Source organism: Phycisphaerae bacterium (genome assembly GCA_035384605.1).
GTDB lineage: Bacteria > Planctomycetota > Phycisphaerae > UBA1845 > PWPN01 > JAUCQB01.
Genome location: DAOOIV010000041.1, coordinates 19,092 through 41,605, shown reverse-complemented (window position 1 = coordinate 41,605; position 22,514 = coordinate 19,092). Strand labels below are relative to the sequence as shown.

The window sequence follows — 22,514 nt, the reverse complement described above, 5'->3', positions numbered from 1 at the left end:
AGAAGGGTCCCAGATGGGAATCTGGGACCAGCGGGTCAGAGCCCCGCCAAGTCGCATCGACGAAGCAGGGCGCCGACCTGCCGCCGTCTTGACCGCCCCCCCCGCGCCACACAAACCCAACATCAAGCACATCCGCAATTCTCCGCCGCAATCAGTGTCCACCTGCGGCCCCCTTCCGGCCGTCGCGACTAATCGCTGGACTTTGACCTTCTTCCTGTCGAGCAGAAACCCCCGGCCGTGCTTGAGGACCGTCAGTGTGTGCGTCGATGCGGTGATTCCAGTTCGTCGCGCTTGCCGACCGAACGGTCACGAAGCCGGCACGCCCCTCGGTTCGGGCAGATTGACGACCCGGCGGACTGTCTCGGCGATCTGCCGGTGGCCGTCGTCGGACAGGTGCAGGCCGTCGAGCGTGCCGCGTGCCGAGCCGATCACGTCGGACAGGATGCGCTTGGGGATCAGGGCGACGTCGAACTCTGACGCCAGCCGACGCTGAATGCGTCCGTACTTGTTAAAGAAAGGAGGAAGAGGTAGTTCAAACATGACCAGCCGGCGGGAATCGCCGCTCAGCGTCTCAAGAAGTCGGCGAAGATCATTTTCAAAAACGTGCCCGGGCGTTCCCCCGAGAAGGTCATTGCCGCCAATCTCGATCACGATGATGGCCGGGCCCGGCGGCACGCGCTTGGCTTGCTCCATGGCGGTGCCGGCCGTCGCCCCGGCGGCCGACAGGTCCACGATCTCCACGGGCACGCCCGCCGCAAGCACCTTGGGCCATGTCATCTCCTCGGTCCCCATGCCCGCGCTGAGCGAGTCGCCGATGACGTACACTTTTTCCTGTCCTTGCGGTTCGAGCTTCGGCAGCAGCCGGTGCGGAATCTCCATCCCAGCCGCGGCAAGACAGAACAGCAGCGAGCCGATCCGCAGAGCAATCCCGACTTCGCGCTTCAGCATGGGCTCCGACTGATGGATGAGCCACGCGACGATCGTGATGAACCACAGACCATAGAACCATATGGGAGCGGGTGTAGCGGAAAGAAGAATAAACAAGACCCCCATGATCAGAAGGACGCGAGCCGCCAGAACGATGCGAATTCGTCTTGAAGGTTTGCGTTTCTTGCCGGCCGCCAGCACGAGCAGCCCGATGATGACGAGCGCTATTCCCAGGAAGTACGCCCGCCCGTCGGCGAAGAATAAGGCTATGCGCATGGTCAGCATCTTGTCCTGTCCGCCACGAGAGGCCACGTGACTCGGCTACCGCCGCTGTCAGTTGGACCGCCGGCCGCGAACCTGTGAGAGGCCCTTTCGACGGCAGGTCGCGGACGCAAACAGACTTTGCCCGCGCCGACTTCCTGTCGTGTATCGGCTCAGGCACTTGCCGCACTATACGGTCGTTTCCTGCCGAACGCCAGTGTGGACGCCCGACAGGATCAGCGCTACAATCGCCGGTCGCCGTTTCGGACGGCACGGTCGGCCTTGCGGCGGGCAGGCCATGATTCCCGATGCGGCGCCCGCCCTGAAGCAGAGTATGCCACGCGATTCATGCCCGTCATCGGACCGGCAAGGCAAGACACCGGCCCAGACCGAGGCTTTGCGGTGTAGCGCGGTCCGGCCGTTGGGAGGTGATTATGGTTGAGAAGATCATCATCATTGGTTCCGGGCCTGCGGCGTGGACGGCCGCGATTTACGCCGCCCGGGCGAACCTCAAGCCCTTGGTCTTCGCTGGCCGCCCCAAGCAGACTCCCTCGACCGTTTTGCCGGGCGGTCAGCTCATGCTGACCACTGAGATCGAAAACTTCCCCGGCTTTCCGGAACGGATCACCGGGCCGCAACTCATGGCTCGGATGGAACAGCAGGCCGTTCGTTTCGGCGCACGGATTCAGACCGACAACGGCCAGAACCCCGATGTCTCCAACCCCGACGACGGCCACTCCTACTCCTACCACGACGTCACCAAGGTTGACCTGTCGGCACGCCCCTTCAAGGTCTGGGGCGAGGACGCCACGATGATCGAAACGCACAGCCTGATCGTCGCCACCGGCGCCACCGCCAACTGGCTGGGCCTGCCCAACGAACAACGGCTGGCCCGCAGCGGCGGCGGCGTCAGCGCCTGCGCCGTCTGCGACGGAGCCCTGCCGGTGTTCCGCAACAAGGAACTCGCCGTCGTCGGCGGCGGCGATTCGGCGGTCGAGGAAGCCACCTACCTGACCAAATTCGCCTCGAAGGTGTTCATGATCCATCGCCGCGATCAGCTCCGCGCCAGCAAGATCATGCAGAAGCGGGTCTTCGATAACCCCAAGATCGAAGTGCTCTGGAACAAGATTCCCGTTGACGTGCTCGGCGACAAGTTGATCACCGGCGTCCGGCTCAAGGACACCAAGACCGGCGAGGTCAGCGATCTGCCGGTTGGCGGGCTGTTCGTGGCGATCGGACACACCCCCGCAACGGCTTTCCTCGAGGGGCAGCTCGAACTCGACCAGAAAGGCTACGTCAAGCTCAAGGATGCCTACCGGACGACGACCAGCGTGGACGGCGTCTTTGCCGCCGGCGACGTCGTCGACAGCGTTTACCGACAGGCCATCACCGCCGCCGGCATGGGCTGCAAGGCGGCCATCGATGCCGAGCGATGGCTGGCCGAGCAGGGCATCGAGTAGAACAGAACCTTGGAGCCGCGCCGGATGGATCGGGGCGCGATGGCCGACTGCATCGCGTCATCATTCTCGTTTTCTTGGCTCGGCCATCAGCACCGCAATCCGGTACACCCATGCATCGGCCGTCCACTCAAAGGTCGGTTGCGTTGCCTGGACAACCGGCCGTGAGGACTGCGCAAGACCTTTGCCTATCGGGGAGAGGTGCACGACGATCTCGCGGCTGATGCGGTCCTCGCGGGCATAGAAGTTACTGAGAGCCGTCCATTCCGGCTCACCCGGCAGCCGATCGTCGATCACCAGAACCGAATCCTTCCGCAGCAGCAGCGACTCGGGATCGACTTCGCCGATGACCAGCGGGTAGCGCGGCGAATTGCCGCGCGGGTTTGACGGGCTGATGTTGCCGATCCAGCAGATGCGCCCGCTGCTGTGCCCCAAAAGCTGGCTGCACGAACTCGGGGAGTGAAAGGACTCGCCGTTGTCGTACGTCCACGGCTTGGGTGGCGACCAACTTCGGCCGTGGTCGGTGGACACCGCATACCATCGGTAGCCGGGCAGTTCCGGTTTGCGGTCATTGCTGCCGCGGAGCACCATCAAAATGCGGCCGTCAGGCGCCTCGATAATCGTCGGTTCGAGCATGCCGCGGGTCGAACGGGTCGCGTCGCCCTTCACCAGCTTGGACAACTCCCAGTCGAGAATGCCCGAGTCGTTCCATCGGGCGATCAGCACGGCAGAATCGTGATAGGTGTACCCGCCGCCGGGGTTGTAGTATTCGCCGTCGGGGCCGATCGGGGTGATCTGGATCGGCTGGAGGATTTCTCCCGTCCGGATTCTGATCGGCACGCAGGCGGTGTCGCCGATCATCGCCGAGTTCTTTCCGACCCAGACGTTCGGCAGAGGATGCTCGTGAGAATACTCCGTCCCTTTGTGGACAATCGGCCCCTCGTGGTAGTTCGTCTTCCCGCCGTCGCGGCTCAGGGCATAGTGCAGCGTCCAGTACTTCATGCCCTCGAGCGGATTATCCGTCGGCAGGATCGCCTCCTGAAACACCGTGACGAGCACGTCCCGTGTCGGATCGACGAACCCGGGTTTCATGGCCCGCCGGCGCGTGCCGCCGGGAGCGGATTCGTTTGTCACCGGTGCGGAGACGGAATGGGCCGACGAGGGCGTCGGCCCCACTGCGCCGCCGGATACTCGCTCGTTCGTGACCAGCATCGCGGGCGTTGACCATGTCCGCCCGTTGTCGTGGGAGAACCGCTGATACGCGATGTCCGCCTTGTCGCTCTTCGTCTGCTCGGAGTACCGGCTGATCATCTCCTGGCCTTCGCTGCGAACATAGAAGGCCTGGGCCACCACCCTCACGCCCGGCCGGCCGGGAATGAACACCTCCTTGCCGACGAGCTTGAATGCCGGACCGGCCTTGCCAAACACGGCCGGTGCACAAACGGCAATGAGCATCAAGCCAAATAAGGCGTGGCGTAAACGCGTTCTTCGGACAAGGAAAACACTGTTCATGTGTTGATGTCCCGTTCTTGAATGTGCAGAAATCGGCCGCCTTCGCCATTGTCGGCTATAATAGCGCCGCCTCGTCCGACTGCATAGCCGGACTCAGCCGTTGGGTGTCCTTGCGGGATAGGAGAGTATCCGCTTGAAGACTGATCGCACCGCCAAGCTGCCGCCGTTCTTCACCCATCCGATCGGGTCGCTGCCACGGCCGAAGGCCCTGCTCAGCGTCCTGGACCGCCGCAAGCAGATGGATCCGGGGCGCCTGGCCCGCGTCATGGACGACTTCGTGCTGTTTGCCATCCGGCTTCAGGAAGAGGCCGGCATGGACGTGGTCAGCGACGGCGAGTGGCGGCGCGAACAGTACATTCGCGAGCTGCTGGGACGGATCGGCGGTTTCGAGAAATGTCGTCGGTACGAGCATCAAGGCGAAGTGAAGTACACCGACGTTGTCGTCCGCCGTATCGCCGCCACGGAGCCGGTCTTCGCCGAGGATGCGGCTTTCCTGGCCGGTCACACCGAGCGGGTGACCAAGTTCGCCCTGCCCAGCCCGTTCCTGATCGCCTTGCGCTACTGGCACGCCGATCACAGCCGCGAGGCCTACCCGACCATGGAGCACTTTCTTGAACACCTGACCGAGATCTTGGCTCGCGAGGCACGGGCGCTGGTGCAGGCCGGTATCGACATCGTGCAGATCGACGATCCCGCGCTGGTGTACTTCTGCGACCGGGATCTCATGGCCGGGATCAGTTCGCACGACGAGCGTCTGCGGCGGGCATGGAACCCGGAGAAAGAGCTCCCCATGGCGATCGCGGCCATCAACCGCGTGGTCGAGAACCTCCGCGCCGAGACTCACTTGCATTGCTGCCACAGCGTCTACAAGCGGCGCAGCGACGTGACCGGCAACTACAAGCCGCTTCTGCCGGCCTTCAAGGATTTGAAGGTTGACCGCGTTAACCTCGAGTTCGCCTACAAGGACACAGGCGACATCAGCGACCTCAAGCTCCTGCCTTCACACCTGTCCGTTGGAATGGGCGTCGTCGACGTGCGAGGCGAACAGATTCCAACGGTGGAGCAGATCGAATCCCTCGCGGCCGCCGGGGCGGAGATCCTCAGTCCCAATCGCATCGCCTTGAATCCCGACTGCGGTTTCGCTCCCGAGGCCGTCGAGCCGCCGACGATCGACGAGGCGTTCGAGAAACTGTCGCACTTGGTCGCCGCCGCCACGCGACTGCGAGAGCGCTTGTCTTCGACCAAGCCACGGGTATGAGGCTAACGGCTGACTGACAGCCAGGAACCAATGGCTCTTAAGAACACGTTTCACATGGGTAGGGCACGGTCGGAGCCGCCGGAGGCGGCGAAGACCTGCCCGCCCGAGCTCAACAATATGGCAGGTCTCGGTCGCCCCGGCGACCTCGCCGCCGCCCTGCCGAATGCTCGCTGACAGCCAGGAACCAATGGCTCTTAAGAACACGTTTCACATGGGTAGGGCACGGTCGGAGCCGCCGGAGGCGGCGAAGACCTGCCAGCCCGAGCTTCACATATGCTCTGATACGCTTAATCTGCTGGGAGCCGGAAAGAGGAGCACCGCCACCGATCATCAATGATCGTCCGTCACAGGCAAGAGCTCCTTGATCGGAACTTCCATCTCCATCGCCCCGACCGAGACGACGGCCATCTGCTTGTGCAGGAGCATGCGGACGATGGTGCCCTCGCGGTCGAAGCGCCGGACGAGCACGCGGTGGCCGGGCTGGAGCGAAAGAATCATTGCGACCCAACGTTCGAAGCGGGCCTGCTGCTCTTCGAGTTCGCGACGGGCGTTTTCGGCGGCTGCCTGCTGCTTTTCCGCTTCGACACGAGCGGCTTCGGATTGCTGCCGTGCCAGCTCCGCCAGGCGGCGCGACTGCAACGTGCCGGCAATCGCGCGGCTGAGCTGCTGATGCGAGTCGGCCAGGAAGGCCCGAGCCGCCTTGACGATGTGCGGCGGCAGGCCCAGTCGTGAGGCGATATTGATGGCGTTGCTGTTACCCGGCTCGCCGATCAGCAGGCGGTACGTCGGCCGTAACGTCTGGGCGTCGAAGTCCACACAGGCGTTTTCCGCGCGGGGCTCCGTATACGCCAGGCTCTTCAGCACTCCCAGATGAGTGGTCACCAGGGCCGGACACTTGCGTTTGAGCAGCTCAGCCACAATGGCTCGCCCCAGGGCGGCGCCCTCCTCCGGGTCGGTGCCCGCGCCGAGCTCATCGATGAGCATCAGCGTACCCGGCCGTGCGTGTTTGATCATGGCCATCACCCGCGAGATATGGGAGCTGAAAGTGCTGAGCGACTGCTGAAGGCTCTGTTCGTCTCCGATGTCCACCAGAATATCGTGATAGATCGGCACGCGGCTTCCCTCGGCCGCGGGTATGGGCAGGCCCGCCTGGGCCATCGTGCAGGCCAGTGCGACTGTCTTGAGAACCACGGTCTTGCCGCCGGTGTTCGGTCCGGTGATGATCAGGATGTCAAAATCATCCCCAAGGCGAATATCGATCGGTACGACCTCGCGCTTTTCGCCGCGGCCCGCCGCCTGTTTTTGCATCTCGACCAGCAGGAGATGCCTTGCCTGCCGAAGTCGCAGCGAGCCGTCGTTGGAGATCTGCGGAATGTGCAGGTCGTAGGATCGGGCAAACCGCGCCTTGGCCGCGATCAGGTCCAGGATGGCCAGGGCATCCAGAGTCTTGAGGATTTCCACGCTGTTGAGGTGCAACTGGTGTGTCAGGTTCCAGAGCAGGCGGCTGATCTCTGTTTGCTCGTCGTTCTTGAGGGTGATGATCCGGTTGTTCAGTTCGACGGCCTCGGCCGGCTCGACAAACAGCGTGGCCCCCGAATCGGAGCTGCGGTGCACGATACCCGGTACCCGCCCGCGGTGCTCGGCCGCCAGCGGCAGGACAAGTCGATCTTCGTGAAAAGTGGCATTGGCGTACCGCAGCCAGCGGGTCACATGCCGGTCGCGAAGGATGCGGTCGAATACGTGCCCGATGCTGATGCGGGCATTGGCAATCTCCGTCCGAATGGCCCGGAGCTTGGCACTGGCGTCGTCGCGAACCTCGCCGCTGCCGTCAATAACTCGATGGATGACGTCCGCGATGGCCTGGAAGTCGCCGATCTTGTCGCAGACTCGCCGCAGTTCGCCGGATGCCGAGCTCAGCTTGTCGCCCCAGCGGACGATCCGGTGAGTCGCCTCGAGCGTCTCGGCAACGGTGGCGAACTCAGCCGGCTCCGGCAGGTGGGGGGGAATGGCCGAACGGACGATTTCCCGAACATCCCGAACGCCCCCAAACGGCGGGAGTCCGATCGTGGCGCTCGCCTCGATCATCTCCTCGATCTGCCGGAGCCATTGCCGAACAAGGTCCTCCCGCACGACGGGTCTTACCTTCGAGACCATTGCCCGTCCCAGCGCGCAGCTCGCATGTTCTGCCAGGATCTGACGAACACGATCGAAATCAATCTTCTCCAGCGTGTGCGTGTCCACAGCCGCATTCTACGAAACGGGCAGGCGGCCACAAAGTCGCTCGACCGGATGCTCCAGACCGCCGGGCCGCACGGCAGTACTGGCAGGGCCGTTCTGAAGCCTTGCTTCGATCCAGCCCCGGCTCCCCGACCCGCCGCAAGACGGATGGAACCCCGGCGCCAAGTGGCCGCTGGGAGATCCTTTGGTGACTTCAATATACGCTCTCGACTGGCGGGCATGTCGGCGGCCTGATGCCCCAAGATCCGTCTCCATGCGCATCTTTTGCCCGTTTGCCGGCGATTCTTGCGCGATTTTGAAAGGTCCGAGAATCCTTGCCTTCCGCGCCGAAAACATCTGAAGAGCCCACCGACCGGACGTCGATACATACGCAGCATATTATCGGAACAGGCCTGCCAGGATGGCGGCGGATTTAAGTCGAACGGTGTTGCTGAGGAACCGATAAGAAGCCCGATCACTCTCTTCTCGATGGGAACTGGATCGGGACAGTCATGGGCATGCCAATCAACACACGGGCCAGAATGGTTCGCCGAGGTCGCGGGGCAGTATGTGCGGCTATCATCACCACGTGCCTCGTGGGATGCACCTGCTTCGAGAAGGCTAAGGAGGAGAGCGAACGACCGCTTCCTCCTCCGCCACCCGAGCCGGCCATGCCCGCGGCCCAGGACGCCCAGATCACCCTCTTCGGCGAACTCCCCGAGTTGGCCCGCTTACCCTTCCATCCCAGGGCCAACGCCCCGATGAAGCAGCACTCCTTCACCGCCGAGGGAGCGGATTTCGACGTCGACGTTTCACCGGATGGAAAGAATCTGGTATTCGCCTCAACCCGGCATTCCACGCAGGCCGACCTCTATATGAAGACGGTCGACGGTGTGGCCGTCACCCAGCTCACTTCCGATCCGGCGCCCGACGTTCAGCCCTGTTTCAGCCCCGACGGCAAGAGCATTGTTTTCGCGAGCAATCGTTCTGGCAACTGGGACCTTTGGCTCATCGGTACCGACAACGGCCAGGCAACGCAACTGACCCGATCACCCTGGCACGAGATTCACCCCTCGTTCTCACCCGACGGCCGGCAAGTAGTGTACTGCATGTTCAACGTCCGGGCCGAGCAATGGGAATTGTGGATCCTTCAACTTGATCGCCCCGATGCGCGGCGAATGATCGGCGTGGGCCTCTTCCCGCGGTGGAGCCCCAAAGGCGACAGCATTCTTTACCAGCGCGCACGCCAGCGCGGCGGCAGATGGTTCAGCATCTGGCGAATCGACCTTCAGGACGGCGAACCGCGATTCCCGATCGAATTGGCGGCCAGTTCGCAGATGGCCTTCATTCAGCCGACCTGGAGCCCGGATGGCGATTGGGTGGCATATGGAACTGCTCTGCCACAGCCGGTCCCGGCTGATCCCGCCGCCGGACCCCTGCCCCCTGCTTCGCGAGGCGACATCTGGATCATGCGGGCCGACGGAACCGGACCCCGGCAACTGACCGACGGCCAGGGGGCACACTTCGGGCCCTGCTGGGCGGCGGACGGTCGCGTCTACTTCACCAGCCGTCAGAGCGGTTCCGAGAATATCTGGTCAGTCCTTGCAGAGGCGGTCGCGATGCCCCAAACCCCGCTGGCGGCGGATGATAGCGCTGCCGCGCCCGCGGGTGCCCACAGCGCCGTCGTGCCCGCCGGCAACCCGCGGGGAGGATAAGCAAATGGAGGAGAAGCGAATAAAGGGTTTTTGGGAACCAGGCGTTTAAGCTGGTCCCGAAAAGAGCCGAACTACGAACTAGAAATGTCTCGGGCCTGTGTTACCGAGCCGCAGAAGCTGACCCGGGACCGGTGCGGGCGAGCCGCAGTCGCCGTCGGGCCGCGCTGCACCATACGGAAAGGGTGCTCGATCAGGGATGATCGCCGTGGAAAGCCATAGGGTCGTCCGAGAGCCCCGGCGAGACCCTCGCCGGAACCGCGAGAACGCATGGGGGTATAGATCCAGATACTTCCTCATTCTTGCGATGCTTGGGGCGGGCTGTTCGGCAGCCCGGCAACCCATGGAACAAGAGGCCGAGCCGGCGTTGTACCTCCCCGAAGAGGTGCGCATCGCGGTGGCTCCGGCGCTGAATCATAGCGGCGGCGCGGAGTTCGATCCGGCCAGGGTGGGCGACTTGATGGCCTCCGAGCTGTCGGGACTGGAGGGGGTGAAAGTCGTCGGCGTCAGCCGTGTGTTGGCGGTTCTGGCGGAGCAGGGTGATGTCCGGATCCGGTCTCCCGAACATGCGTTGGAGGTGTGCGAGCGACTCGGAGTCGACGCGATTCTGGTCTTCGCGGTTACCGAGTACGACGCGTACACCCCCGTGGTCGGCCTGGCGGCTCAGCTTTACGGGCCGTGGCGGCCCGAGTGGCCGCAAGGCGGACTGGACCCCGTTGCCGCATCCCGCGCGGCCCGCCCTTTTCCGGTGCCACAGGGTTTCGGGGGCATCCGACCGCAAGCCCAGGTGCAGCGCACGTTCAACGCCGCTCATGAAGCCGTCCAGCGCGACGTCCAGCGCTACGCCCATTCACGGTCGGCAACCGCAGGCCCGCTCGGATGGAAAAGATACCTCGCGAGCCAGGAGGCGTACCTGAGATATTGCTGCTTCACCCTGGCCCGCGAATTGTTGTTGCAGAGGATGGAGAACAAGTCGGCAGCGGCCGTTGCCGCCGCCGGGGAGACGGGACAATGAACCATGTTCGGCAGCTCTCGTTGGTGAAAGGCAACCACCGGTACGTGTTCCGCTACAAGGCCGGGGAGGAGCCGTCCATCATCGCGGTGTTCGCCTCGATGGCGGCGGACCCGGAACACGATTTCGATTGGTTCGACGCTGCCGTTCTTTCGTACCAGATGGGTCGAAGACTCGAGATGGATCTCGAGAAAACGCCGGCTTGAGGTCGCTGGTTCGGATGCGAGCGAACGGCCACAGAGCCAGGTTGATAAACGCAGGCAATCGCCGCCGGTGCTAGAAAGTCATGAGTGAAACGACCTTGATCGATGAATTCCTTAATTACCTTCGTTTTGAGCGGCACTTCTCTCCGCATACCGCCAAATGCTACGCAGCCGATCTGCACCAGTTCGTGGAGTTCCTTGGCGGCCCGGCGGACTTTCAGGGCTCAACCCCCCCCTCCACAACGACTGGGCAGCCTCCGGCCGGCGGAGCAGCCCCTGCCGCGCCGACACGCGCCCAGGTTGACACCCGTGAAGTCCTCAAAGGCGTCCAGACCGAGGACGTGCGGAGGTTCCTGGCCTTCCTGACCGACCGCGAGTACTCAAAGAGCACGACCGCCAGGAAGCTGGCCACCTTGCGCAGCTTCTACAAGTTCTGCCTAAAGCGCGGTTATGTCTCGGCCAACCCGCTTTCGGCCATCCGTACGCCGAAGCAGGAGAAGCGCCTGCCGAAGTTCCTCGAGGAGGACGAGGTCCGCAAGCTCCTTGAGACCCCCGACGTGTCCACGCTGCTTGGCGCACGCGACCGCGCCATGCTGGAGACCATGTACTCCACCGGGGTTCGCGTAAGCGAACTGGTCGACCTCAATATCGAGGATGTGGATACCGCCAACGAGTGCTTGCACATCCACGGCAAGGGAAAGAAAGAGCGGCTCACGCCGATCTCGCCCACCGCCCTGGCCTGGATCAAACACTATATGGACATGCGCCGGGCCGACCCGCGAGCGTCGACCTTCGACCAGAAGCCCGTGTTCGTCAACAAGCACGGGAAACGCCTCAGCACTCGAAGCGTGCGCCGCAAACTCGACAAGTACCTGTCCATCTGCGGCCTGGACCCGTCCATCAGCCCCCACACGCTGCGGCACAGCTTCGCGACCCACATGCTTAACCGCGGCGCCGACCTGCGCGCGGTCCAGGAGCTGCTCGGTCATCAGTCTTTGTCCACCACCCAGATCTACACCCACGTGACCACCAGCCGAATGAAACAGGCATACGACAACGCTCATCCGAGGGCTTGAAACGGCACTGACGGCAATAGCACTGCGTTTGAAAACCAACGACAGCTTCGACCGAGAGGCACCCCTTGTCCGGGTGCCTCTCCTGTTTTCCAGTTGACTTTTCAGCATCTGAAAGCATTAGATTGGGTAGAGTGGCTGTGGATACGTCGCTCATACATAAGGAGCTTCGGCGTGAGCCGTAACTCGATGATTCATAAGCCATTGCACGCAGGGTAGTCGTCAGTGGAATAATAGTCATCATACATTCATCTTCCCGCCCGACGACTCATACATCCCCGTCCGCAGCCATTCGAATCGCGGCCACACCGCATCGCCCGCATTGCGGGCCGGGGTGACCGCAACAAAAGGACAAGAGCACAGGTTCGTCTCAGCCGTTCGGTCAGGGCCGTGCCGTGTGCCCGACCAGGGTCCGCGCGCCTGCCCGAACGTCACCGGAGCGTGCAACGACCGGCGAACGTCGCCGGTTCGTCTGCGGATAACTCGTGGTCTCAGCCGTCGGTCCGGCAGCCTCGGCCGGCGGCGGCGCCGGAGGTTGTCATCATGCAGCACGAGTGGCCGAGAGACGGCGGAAGAGCTGGACCCTGCGATCGACAATGTCCAGGCAGCCCGTTCTCATATTTCTCATACCCGATTCGATCCCTTCCGCCATCAAGCGGCAACCTCATGATGCACCGGACAAGCCGAAGGCGCGAACAGCATGTGCGAAAGCACAGGAGGTGTCATCATGAGGCGCAAGAACCGATGTGGTTTCACTCTCATTGAACTGCTGGTGGTGGTGTCGATTATCGCCCTGTTGATCGCGATTCTGCTGCCGAGCCTGACCATGGCCCGCGAATTGGCCAGGCGGGCAGCCTGCGCGGCCAATCTGAGCGGGATCGGCAAAGGTTTCTACACCTACGCGATGGACAACGGGGATTCTTGTCCGATTGCCGCCCCTAACTCGACGATGAATCCCAACCCGTCTCCGGTGGAGTACTACAACATGACCGGCAAGAACGGCGGCGCCGGAACTCTCGGCGACCCCGGCCGGCAGCCCAGCGGCAGCTATTGGGCCCAGTTGTCCACGACTCGGACCTTCTGGCTGCTGGTGAAGATCAACGGTACCTCGTCCCGTTCCTTCATCTGCCCGTCCAGCGGCGACGCGCCCGACAACGCCGAGAACCCGGCCGACTATTGGGATTTCATGGCTGCAAGCCCCGGGACGGACCAGCACCGCGGGTGGGCTGCCAACCGGAACAACGAGACCCATGTCAGCTACGGCACACAGGTTCCATACGGCTCCAAAGGCAGGCCGGGCATCGAAGCCGACCCGCGGATGGCCCTTGCCGCCGACAAGGGCCCATACGGCGGCGTATCGCTGGGTAATCCCCAGATCATTGCTCCGCCGCCGGGTATCGATTTGCGGAATGTCAGTCCCGACGAGTGCATGCCGTACAACTCCGGCAACCATGGCGGCCTGGGCAGCGGCCAGGGGCAAGTGGTGCTGTTCGTCGACAGCCACGCCGAGTTTCTGAACAAGCCGGTCGTCGGTGCGGCAATGGACAACATTTACACCGCCTGGAACCTGAACGGGAACCAGCCTGAGCCCACGTCGCGCTATTGCGGCAGGCGTCCATCGGCTGATCTGCCCTCGCTCGTTCCGGCAGCGGACAGCGACACGCTGATCTACCCGTGATCCGGGCCGACATCACCCCCCGGGAGGGTCGGCTCGGGCGGTCGGGCTATGGCCGGCGGGGGCAACCAGCCACCCGCCGGCTGCCCGGCCCGGCAGATGGCTGTCCTGCATTTGCCCGAGCATGCTCAGCCGGTATTGCCATCACGTGAACCGATATCTAAGCTGGCGACGAAAACCGGGGCCGGCTCGCTCGACGCCGCTGTCCGGACGGCATTGCCCGCAACCGCGGTTTCCCCGAGGGCAACGTATCGTCGACCTTCCGATGTCCCCGTGTTGGCTGAAACGCAGCCGGGATTGTGTGGCGTTTCCATTTGCCGCAGTTTTTGGAGATCTTTTTCAGTGACCAAGCACGAGAACTACCGGCGTTACGGCGACGCATCTCCGCTACCGCGTCGCCAGTTCGCCAGTGACAACTATGCCCCTGTTTGCCCTGAGGCTTGGGAGTCGATGGCCGCGGCCAACCGAGGCCACGCCCCCTCGTATGGTGAGGACGCGTGGACGCGCAAGGCCTGCGATCTGATCCGCGAGGCCTTCGAAACCGATTGCGAGGTCTTTTTCGTGTTTAACGGTACGGCAGCCAACTCGCTGACCATCGCCACTCTCTGCAAGCCGTACCACAGCGTCATCTGCCAGGACATGGCCCACGTCGAGACCGACGAGTGCGGCGCGCCCGAGTTCTTCTCCAGCGGCAGCAAGGTGCTGCACGTCCCCGGCAGGGACGGAAAGCTCGATCCCGCCGGCGTCGAGCACACCGTCAAGCGGCGAAGCGACATCCACTATCCCAAGCCGCACGCTCTCAGCATCACCCAGGCCACCGAACTGGGTACGGTCTATTCGGTCGAGGAACTGTGCGGGCTCGGCGACTTGGCCCGAACATTGGGCCTGAAGATTCACATGGACGGAGCCCGTCTGGCCAATGCGCTCGTGAGCCTTGCGGTCAGCCCGAAGGAAATCACCTGGAAGGTCGGCGTGGACGTGCTTTGCCTGGGCGCCACCAAGAACGGCGGATGCTTGGGCGAAGCAGTGGTCTTCTTCGATCGCAGCCTTGCGGATGAGTTCGACTATCGGTGCAAGCAGGCCGGCCAGCTTGCCTCCAAGATGCGTTTTCTGGCAGCGCACTGGATTGGCCTGCTGGAACACGGGACTTGGCTGCGACATGCTGAAAATGCCAATCGCTGCGCCCGCCGCTTGGAGGAGCAGCTTCGGCGGATACCGGGCGTGCGCATTATGTTTCCCTGCCAGGCGAATTCCGTCTTCGTCGAGATGTCGCCTGCCATGGTCGAGGCGCTCCACCAACGCGGCTGGCATTTCTACACCTTCATCGGCTGCGGCGGCGCCCGCCTGATGTGTTCGTGGGACACAACGGATGAAGACGTCGACGCCTTCGTTGCCGACGCTCGCGAAGTCGCGGCACAGTAGGGCCGATGCCATCCTCGGCTCACCCGCCCGGCTGGCAGGTCACGATCCGCGCACCGGCCGAGGTGCCGGACGATCGTCTTGACCGCCCGATCCTCCGTCGATACCTTGGTCCCTTAGTGCCGCCGATCGCCGCCTTCAGAGCGGCCGGCGGCCCTCCAATGAACCGGCCCAACGGCCAGAACCCGCAGGCCGTGGAACCGTAAGTCCATTGGAATCAGCAGCTTGGAGAGGTGCCGGAGTGGCTGATCGGGCAGCCTTGGAAAGGCTGTGTACGGCTTGTCTGTACCGGGGGTTCGAATCCCCCCCTCTCCGTTGATCTCCCTTCAAGAGTGGGCTTTGCGTATTGCAGGTGACGCTGCGCGTGGAATCTGCAAGCGTTTATAGCCTCCGTTTGCCGCACGGCCGCTTTTCCTCTGCCCGATGTGTTGGACAAGGCAGCAGGATGGGCCCCAAGCATGTTGAGACAGCCGATTCCCTCGCTTGCTCCGGGTTGTGCCCTCAGTTGCGATGCCGTCCGGCAGTAACCGCTTCCGTCATCTCTGTGCTGTGCAGACGCCGGCCAATCTCGCCGGCCTCGGCCGCCGTCAGCGTGAATGCGTTCCCCAGGCCGTGATGGCATCGCTGGCACACGCAAGACACCGGCACGCCCGCGCGGCCTTGTTCATCCAAGCGGACCCGTGTACCGTCAGCGGAAAGTATATCCGTCGGATCAAGGGCACTCGTATCGATATGCACCAAGTGACTTCGCGTATCGCCGATGGAGACGATTTCGCCCCTCGGCAGCTCGACGTCGCGGCACGACCCATTGCTCGCCACGAGCGGCATGTGGCAACTCTCGCATCGCACGGCCTCAACGTAGTCGCCCCACTGGAACACGTTGCCTTCATGGGACGCCGTGTCGAAATCGAGGTGGCAGTTGCCGCACGTGTTTCGCAATCCGTTTTCCCGATCGCGCAGAATGGAGGCGTGCGGGTTGTGGCAGAATGTGCAGGAGAAGCCTTGGTGGGGACTGGCGGCAAACTCCGCGTACTGCTGGCGGCCAAGGATGCATTTGCCTTCGACCGCGATCTCGGAAGGCTCGTCCTGGTTCACATGACACGTCGCGCAGATGCCGCCGCTGGAGTCCACCGTGAGTTTCCCGGCGGCCGGGTCCAGGAGATGACGGCTGCCCGGCCCGTGGCAGGCCTCGCACTGCACGCCGGCTTGCGACCATGTTCCTTCGATTCCCGGAAGGTTGCCCTGCCGCCGGCCTCCGTTCATGGCCAGTGATTCGGGACCGGTAGTATGGCATCGAAAACAGTCTTCGCCGAAAGGATGGGGCGCAACCTGCTCCGGCTTGAATGGGACGAAACCCGCGGGCAACAGAGCGGCGGGGTTGGCCAGATTGTATTGTGTGAACGTACCTGCGGTACCGTCCGTCAGGAGGAAGCCCGCGGTATCGACGAAGAGGGCCGACTTGGCGGACCCGCCGATGACGAAACTGATATCGGACCAGTCGAGACCCGCGGGCGGATTCGGAGCCTCGCCCAAGCCCGGCGTAGCGGGGTATTCGGGAGCGATGCCCTCGACCACCTTCAGGGCGTGGCTGTGACCATGTCGGGCATGGAGCGACCCTGGAGCCGGGTGACAGGCCGCGCAGGTTATGGCGCCGACGTACTCCGCCGGAATATCGTCGCCGTTGTTTGGGGGATCGTCCGGGGGCCAGACGATGCCCGGGTCGCACCCGGCAAGCGCAATCATCGCCATTAAACCGGCGACAAGCACCGTGCCAACCGAAGGGAGACCGGTCATACCACCACCCAGATGACTTGACCTGATGGGCGTTTTCCACATCGACACCCCAACAGTCACACCCAACAGCATAAACAGTGTCACACACGATGGCAAAGTCGCGGTAATAGTTCTGAGCAGTATCGACCTTGTGAATGGCTATGGCCGGGTGAAGGGCCCCATGGACGTCAAAACACTGGCATGTTACCAAGTTTGAACCGAAACGCCTACTGCAACACTGGTTTCAACCGGTGCTTATTCGCCGCTTGCCCCACAGCCTCGCTGCAACCTTCACCGTGGCGGTTTTCGACGAATGATTCGCGACCGGTGCATTGGGCTTGTCATCCGGTTGAGAAATCGCGTATCATGGCATATTGGAATGCAGCGGATGCGCTTACGCGACTCGGGGGGCAGCCGGACGGGGCGGCTGTTGATCCGCCAAAACAGTCGGAAGGAAAAGCACCGATGGTTTTCTTCATTCGTCTGCGCGCTGTTGTGGCGAAAACCTGTCTTGTTGTTGCCGCGGCGGTCTTGTGCCCGGCACAAATGTGTGTCGTCAGCGATGTCGACGTCGACGCAGACGGCTGGCCGGACAGTGTTGATCGGTGCCCTTTGGATCCGAACAAGAGGGCCCCCGGCTTTTGTGGCTGCGGGAGCCCAGAGACCGATACCGATGGAGACGGAGGACCGGATTGCATCGACCAATTCCCCGACGATCCTCTAAGTATCTACCATTATCACGACGTTGATGATGACGATGATGATTGTGGGTGCGGCGGCTCAGATAACAAGTGATACCGGCCGGACCCTTTCGCGGGCGGCAGACGTTGACCCGCCCAAGAGATCGAAAGGAGGAGTCTCAGTGGCATCGAGAAAACACCCCGGCAGCTTTCTTCTGAAGCTCTGCCTCACCGTGCTTGCGGGTGTTTTGTGCACAGCACAGATGTGCGCAGTCAGTGGGCGCGACACCGACGGGGACGGCGTGCCAGACGCCGCAGACCTTTGTCCCACGGATCCGGACAAGACTGCCCCGAAGATTTGTGGCTGTGGTGTACCGGAAACCGATACCGACGGTGACGGAGCCCCGGACTGCATCGACCAGTTCCCGAATGACCCCAACAGCATCTTCGAACAAGACGATTGTGGGTGTGGCGGGTGAGCAGAAAGCGAACACCGGGCCCTGTTGGCAGAGGCCTGACGGTCACCTTTGGTGAATGGACCGGGCGCGTACGAACGGCGACGGCAACAATGTGGCCGGGTTCACGAATGGTTTCGAATCGGCGGGAGCCGCAACAAGACCGAGGGCGACCGGAGGAGCTGAAAAGCGGCGTATGAGCAAGTCCAAACGCATGTTGTTCCGATCCTGGCGGAGCGCGGCCCTTGGACTTGCGGTGATTGGCCTCGCCTGTGTTTGGGGAGGCAGTACCTGCACCCCTGAACATCCTGTCCCTCCGTTTCCGCAGCAGGCCTGGCCCACGAGTCTGCATGCCACACGCCGTGGCAAGGCCACATTCTACAACGCCGAAAACGGCGGTTTCGGAACGCTGACCGGTATTGCCATCGAAGACCTCTGGTGCCAGGACTGTCACGCGAACACCCGGGCGGACGGAACGCCAATTGACAGTAGTACCTATCGGCCCGACTGCTCCGATTGCCACATCACCCCCGGCGATGCCGTAGCGGAAATCATCTGCCTCAAATGCCACGACCGCCGTAGAATCGAACGAAACCGCTTCACCGATGTCCACCGGGACCAGGGCATGACTTGCATGGATTGCCATACCACCCGCGAGATGTGCGGCGACGGGACGCCTTATCCGTCAATGATGGAACCGGGGGCCATGGACGTTACCTGCGAAGGATGCCACGCGGATCGACCAGACAATACCTCCCATTCCGTCCACGCCTCACGGGTACACTGCTCCTCCTGCCATGCCCAGGCGGTCGTCGTCTGCTACAACTGTCACTTTCAGCAGGATCCCGGGGCAGGGCGGCCGACGACTCATGTGGGGCCGGTCATGCGCGAGTTTACATTCCTCGCTCGGCACGCGACCACCGGCCAGGTGCACACCGCAACCATGGTACCCGCCGTCTGGGAAGACTCGTCCTTCGTTCTGATAACGCCCTATGCCTCTCATACCATCACGGCCAAGGGACGACCCTGTGACGCGTGCCACTACAACCAGACCGTGCGGAAATACGCGGAGACAGGCCGGATCACGGTGACCCGCTGGGATGCCGACGAATCACAACTCATCCAGCCACGGGGCGTGATCCCCGTCCCGCCCGACTGGCGACAGGCAATGCAGTTCGATTTCATCGAGTACTTGCGCAACCCTGACCTGCCGGAGGATGATCCGGGCCAATGGGGTTTTCTCAAATCCGGTGCCGACCTCATGCAGATGATGTACGCCGAGCCCCTCACCGTCGAACAGATGGATCGCTTGGAGGTTCAAAGGTATCGAGACTGAGGCCATTCGCGTTCGTCTGGAGCAGCCGGCGCTTTTCCGGATGGTGGTAGTACAGGAAGCGGGCAAGCCCTTCACTGCCATGACAGGCGCTGCACAGATTGGGGACGACGTAAGGCCGCAGCAACGCCTTCAGCCCGCGACGCTCGGGTTCACTCGCCGTAGACGCATCGACGGGCGGCAGACCTCCCGACGCCGCTCGGCCATGCGGCAGATGACAGGTCTGGCAGGTGACCCGGCCCTCTTGTCCCAAGCGTCCTTGGTTGTCTGCCAGAGGCAGGAAACCCGGTTGTCCGCTTGCCGCCACGTTCCGCAGGCCGCCGACGGGATGCAATGTCACGCGGACAAGCGTGCTGTGACCGCCCGCACCGTGGCATTCCAGACACGGCTCCATGTCCGACGAAAGCTCCTTGACCGCCCCGGCGAATCGGTCGACCGTTTGCGGGCCTGACGTGTCGTCATGTATCACGTGGCAGGGAGCGCAGAATCGCGCCGAGCGATCGTCGTCCATAGCGGCGAAGCGACGCTGCATGAACTCCTGGGAGTGCATGGTGCTCTCGATGGCCCGGGCGTTTTCGTGGCATGCAAGACATGCCGCGGGCGACTTGTTCGGATCGTCGCCTCGTACCAAGGCATGGTCGTCACGCGAATCGCCGTGCACATCGTGGCAACTGGCGCAGGTCACAAAACCAGCCGGCGATTGCCTGCACCGGTCATCATAGAGAGGATAGCATGAATCGACCCAAGCGACCTTTCCTGTGGTCGATGCGCCGCTTGGATGTCGAAGCGCAGGCGCGGCTTCAGCAGCCGATTGTGCGTCATCCGCGTGACAGGCCAGACACATCTCATCAGGATTCTCCGGGCGCTCACCGGTCGCCGACCAGAGCAGCGGGCTCATCGTGCCGTGAATACCGTGGCAGAAGCCGCACTTGCCGGTCTCAGAAGGTCCACGGTCGCGGGCATTCCTCAAATCCGGCTTGTTCCCGAAGTCATGGCCGCCGGCCAACCTGGCAACGTGGCCTTCGTGGCACTCGCCGCAGATTCGATCGGCTTGATCGACCAGAAAACGGCCGTGGTCCGTCCGATGCGGATCATGGCAGGTCACGCAGACCAGTTGGCGGGAACCGGCTGGTTGGGTACTCAATGAAGTGAACAGCTTGCTGGTCGTAGCGCGATCCGCAGCCAACTCCAGCGGGTGCCCGAACGGAAGGCGCGTGACCTTCTCTGCGCAGCGTCCCGCCTGGTGACAGGTAGTGCAGGTACCTGAAGGATCAGCCGGCTGAGGGTCAGGGCGTCGGGCATATTGATGGATGCTGTGGCAGGGACCACAGGGCCCGCTTTGAGCAGGCGTCTGACCAAGCCGGTTGCGCTCCGATGGGGCACTCTGCCGAAGATCGTGAGCCGAGTCTGCCATCCGTCCCTGCTCGGGGTGACAGCGGGTACACAAGCGGCTGTCGGTCAGCGTGTCGGCGAGCAAGTACCGATCGGTGACGCCGTCGTGCATCTTGTGGCACGACAGACAGGTGATTGTGTCGTCTGCTCCAAGCCGTCCCCCCATGGCGACGATTGCCTGGCGCTGCACGTCGTCCGAGAGCGGCGGCGATTGTGGATGCTCGCGAGGAGTGTCGCTCCTCCACAAACCAGGTCGCATTTTGGCATGACAATTCACACAAAGCTGACCGGTGTCGGCGCCCGGCACAAGAAGATGATCCTCGCGCGAACCGTGGGCCATGTGGCAGACACGACATGTGAGGTCACGCGGATCGGGCCCTTGGCGAGATTCGGGCTCGATCAGCTCCTCGGGAATGGCCCACGGCACGCCTTCCACAGGATGAACACGAGCGCTTGGCCTGCCGGTCCTTTCGACATGGCACGCACCACACAGCTCGTTGCCGGAGTTGGCTCTTCGCAGGGAAACGGCCGTGGCCATGTCATCCGTCTCGCCGGACGGGTGGGCGCAATGACACGTCCGGCACGAGATCTTCCCGTTGACCATCGGAAGGTCGGCCGGGACCTTCATTGATGCCGGCGGCTCCACTCCCGACCGATGACCGTGTTCCTGCCAGACAAGGCGGCGCGAATCGGCGACGGACCCATCGTGACACGAGAGGCACATGTCGGGTCGGCTGACAGCCGGCTCCACAGCCTCATTCAGCGAGAGCTTGATCAGAGCCGTGGCTGACGCCGGCCCCGGCGGCTGCAGCCACTCAATGTGACATACCGTGCACGACTGAGGTTGCTCGGGCACAAATTGGGGGCGCGACGGCGTCGGTACAGTGCCAGGCTCGTCCTTCTCGCTGATTTGAAGCCGCCTGACCCGACCGGGTTGAACTTCAACGACGTAGATTCGGCCTTGCCGGTCAAACGCGAGTCCTGCCGGAGTGACAAAGCGCATCGGCTCGCCTTGAGAATCGCGCAGAACGTCGATGAAGCGACCGTCGGTCGCGAAGATCTGCACGACGCCGAGCAGGTTGTCACTGATCCAGACTCTGTCCTGAGAGTCGCAGGCAATGCCCTTAGGCCGGTACAACTGGCCCATATCAATGCCGTAGGTACCAATAATGCCGATCAGATGCCCTTTGCCGTCCAGGACGCACGCTCGACCATTGATCACATCAGTAACCAGCAGATCCTGGCCCCGGTTGCAGTCGATCATGAACGGGTAGTGAAAGCGACCCGGCGTCTCGCCTCGCGATCCCACAATCGCTAGCTGATGGCCTTCGCGATCCAGGTGCAGCAACCGGTGACCGTCGTTGTCCACAACCCAGATGCCTCTGTCCTCGGCTAGCGGCAACACATCCGTCGGGTCTGCCGGAGGCCTGCCTTCCGCCGGGGGCAGGGTGATCAGTCGATCAAGGCGACCATCGGCTCCCCTGACGAGCAAGCGGCCATGGCCGGTGTCCGCGATCCATAATCGACCCGCTGAGTCGGTCTTGATTCCTACCGGCCGGGACAACGACTCCTCGCCAACCTTCCGAATCTCCGCCATGAACTGCCCTGCGGGGTTGAACATAACGACGCGGTCATTGGCCCCGTCGGCTACGAACACGGTACCGGCTGAGTCCACCGCCACGGCGGTGGGCAGCAGCAGAGCCGTCTGGCCGGGCGGCGTCCGGAACTCGTCGATCTCGCTTGCAACGAAGACGGTCCGCGCCGACGCCGGCCCAACCGCCCCGAAGATCAGCATCCAGGTCGGCAACGTCCAACAACAGCGAGATATGCGTCGCCTCAATTCCATCCCGATCCCCAACTGCCGTTCTCAAGGCCGTTGTCTTGAAGATGAACCTCAGTAATAATGGGCGTCGCGACGTCGCGTGTCACGTCGGTTGTGCAGCATTCGCGGTTGCGGGCTGTATCTCCACAGGCCGGTGCAGACGTCTCGCGTGGACCAAATACGTTTTCCAAGAGGCAGACACCATGACCGGTTCCGGGCAGGCTTCCGATGGAGGTGCAGAATCGAGGAATCCGCGGACTGATGAGCCGGAACCTGCGGGGTTCTCTCGGCCGTCTCGCCGGAGGCGGCGGATCAGGCGACTTGGTCGTGCCT

The 22,514-nt window shown here is 62.9% G+C and carries 15 protein-coding genes and 1 tRNA gene; 11 read left to right on the top strand and 5 right to left on the bottom strand.

Annotated elements, in window-relative coordinates:
* Positions 1-306: 306 nt before the first annotated feature.
* Positions 307-1,203 (bottom strand): GDSL-type esterase/lipase family protein, encoded by an 897-nt coding sequence (locus PLL20_11055; protein ID HPD30524.1) that lies wholly within the window; start codon positions 1,201-1,203, stop codon positions 307-309.
* 419 nt (positions 1,204-1,622) lie between these two features.
* Between PLL20_11055 and PLL20_11050 the strand changes: the two genes are divergently transcribed.
* Positions 1,623-2,648 carry a thioredoxin-disulfide reductase gene (locus PLL20_11050; protein HPD30523.1) on the top strand — a complete coding sequence of 342 codons (1,026 nt, stop codon included), beginning with the start codon at positions 1,623-1,625 and terminating at the stop codon, positions 2,646-2,648.
* A gap of 60 nt (positions 2,649-2,708) precedes the next feature.
* Here the strand turns inward: PLL20_11050 and PLL20_11045 are convergent, their stop codons facing one another.
* Positions 2,709-4,157, bottom strand: a complete 1,449-nt coding sequence (locus tag PLL20_11045; GenBank protein ID HPD30522.1) for a sialidase family protein — start codon at positions 4,155-4,157, stop codon at positions 2,709-2,711.
* Positions 4,158-4,290: 133 nt separating this feature from the next.
* Here PLL20_11045 and PLL20_11040 point away from each other — a divergent pair, with 133 nt between their 5' ends.
* Positions 4,291-5,415, top strand: coding sequence for a cobalamin-independent methionine synthase II family protein (locus PLL20_11040; protein HPD30521.1), 1,125 nt, complete (start codon positions 4,291-4,293; stop codon positions 5,413-5,415).
* Positions 5,416-5,745: 330 nt separating this feature from the next.
* Here the strand turns inward: PLL20_11040 and PLL20_11035 are convergent, their stop codons facing one another.
* Complete coding sequence (locus PLL20_11035) at positions 5,746-7,656, bottom strand: DNA strand exchange inhibitor protein (GenBank protein ID HPD30520.1); 1,911 nt, start codon at positions 7,654-7,656, stop codon at positions 5,746-5,748.
* 494 nt (positions 7,657-8,150) lie between these two features.
* Between PLL20_11035 and PLL20_11030 the strand changes: the two genes are divergently transcribed.
* From PLL20_11030 to PLL20_11000, 7 genes are all read left to right on the top strand, one after another.
* Positions 8,151-9,347 (top strand): DPP IV N-terminal domain-containing protein, encoded by a 1,197-nt coding sequence (locus tag PLL20_11030; GenBank protein HPD30519.1) that lies wholly within the window; start codon positions 8,151-8,153, stop codon positions 9,345-9,347.
* 340 nt (positions 9,348-9,687) lie between these two features.
* Complete coding sequence (locus PLL20_11025; protein HPD30518.1) at positions 9,688-10,359, top strand: hypothetical protein; 672 nt, start codon at positions 9,688-9,690, stop codon at positions 10,357-10,359.
* Entirely contained in the window at positions 10,356-10,562 is a 207-nt protein-coding gene (locus PLL20_11020; GenBank protein HPD30517.1) for a hypothetical protein, read from the top strand. The genes PLL20_11025 and PLL20_11020 overlap by 4 nt, the downstream gene beginning before the upstream one ends.
* A gap of 80 nt (positions 10,563-10,642) precedes the next feature.
* A complete protein-coding gene (gene xerC / locus PLL20_11015; GenBank protein HPD30516.1) occupies positions 10,643-11,635 on the top strand; it encodes a tyrosine recombinase XerC in 993 nt (330 codons plus the stop codon).
* 724 nt (positions 11,636-12,359) lie between these two features.
* Complete coding sequence (locus tag PLL20_11010; protein ID HPD30515.1) at positions 12,360-13,310, top strand: prepilin-type N-terminal cleavage/methylation domain-containing protein; 951 nt, start codon at positions 12,360-12,362, stop codon at positions 13,308-13,310.
* Positions 13,311-13,649: 339 nt separating this feature from the next.
* Positions 13,650-14,729 carry a low specificity L-threonine aldolase gene (locus PLL20_11005; protein HPD30514.1) on the top strand — a complete coding sequence of 360 codons (1,080 nt, stop codon included), beginning with the start codon at positions 13,650-13,652 and terminating at the stop codon, positions 14,727-14,729.
* Positions 14,730-14,953: 224 nt separating this feature from the next.
* Positions 14,954-15,041 (top strand) — tRNA-Ser (locus tag PLL20_11000).
* Positions 15,042-15,227: 186 nt separating this feature from the next.
* Here the strand turns inward: PLL20_11000 and PLL20_10995 are convergent.
* On the bottom strand, positions 15,228-16,520 hold the full coding sequence (locus tag PLL20_10995) for a cytochrome c3 family protein (GenBank protein HPD30513.1): 1,293 nt from the start codon (positions 16,518-16,520) through the stop codon (positions 15,228-15,230).
* A gap of 841 nt (positions 16,521-17,361) precedes the next feature.
* On the opposite strand from PLL20_10995, the gene PLL20_10990 reads away from it, so the two are divergent.
* The gene (locus PLL20_10990; GenBank protein HPD30512.1) at positions 17,362-17,658 is read left to right on the top strand and encodes a thrombospondin type 3 repeat-containing protein; all 297 of its coding nucleotides are present in this window, start codon (positions 17,362-17,364) and stop codon (positions 17,656-17,658) included.
* Between the two features lie 172 nt (positions 17,659-17,830).
* Positions 17,831-18,970 carry a hypothetical protein gene (locus tag PLL20_10985; GenBank protein ID HPD30511.1) on the top strand — a complete coding sequence of 380 codons (1,140 nt, stop codon included), beginning with the start codon at positions 17,831-17,833 and terminating at the stop codon, positions 18,968-18,970.
* On the opposite strand, the gene PLL20_10980 is transcribed toward PLL20_10985, so the two are convergent.
* A complete protein-coding gene (locus PLL20_10980; GenBank protein ID HPD30510.1) occupies positions 18,921-22,199 on the bottom strand; it encodes a cytochrome c3 family protein in 3,279 nt (1,092 codons plus the stop codon). The two genes, PLL20_10985 and PLL20_10980, sit on opposite strands and share 50 nt — an antisense overlap.
* Positions 22,200-22,514: the final 315 nt, after the last annotated feature.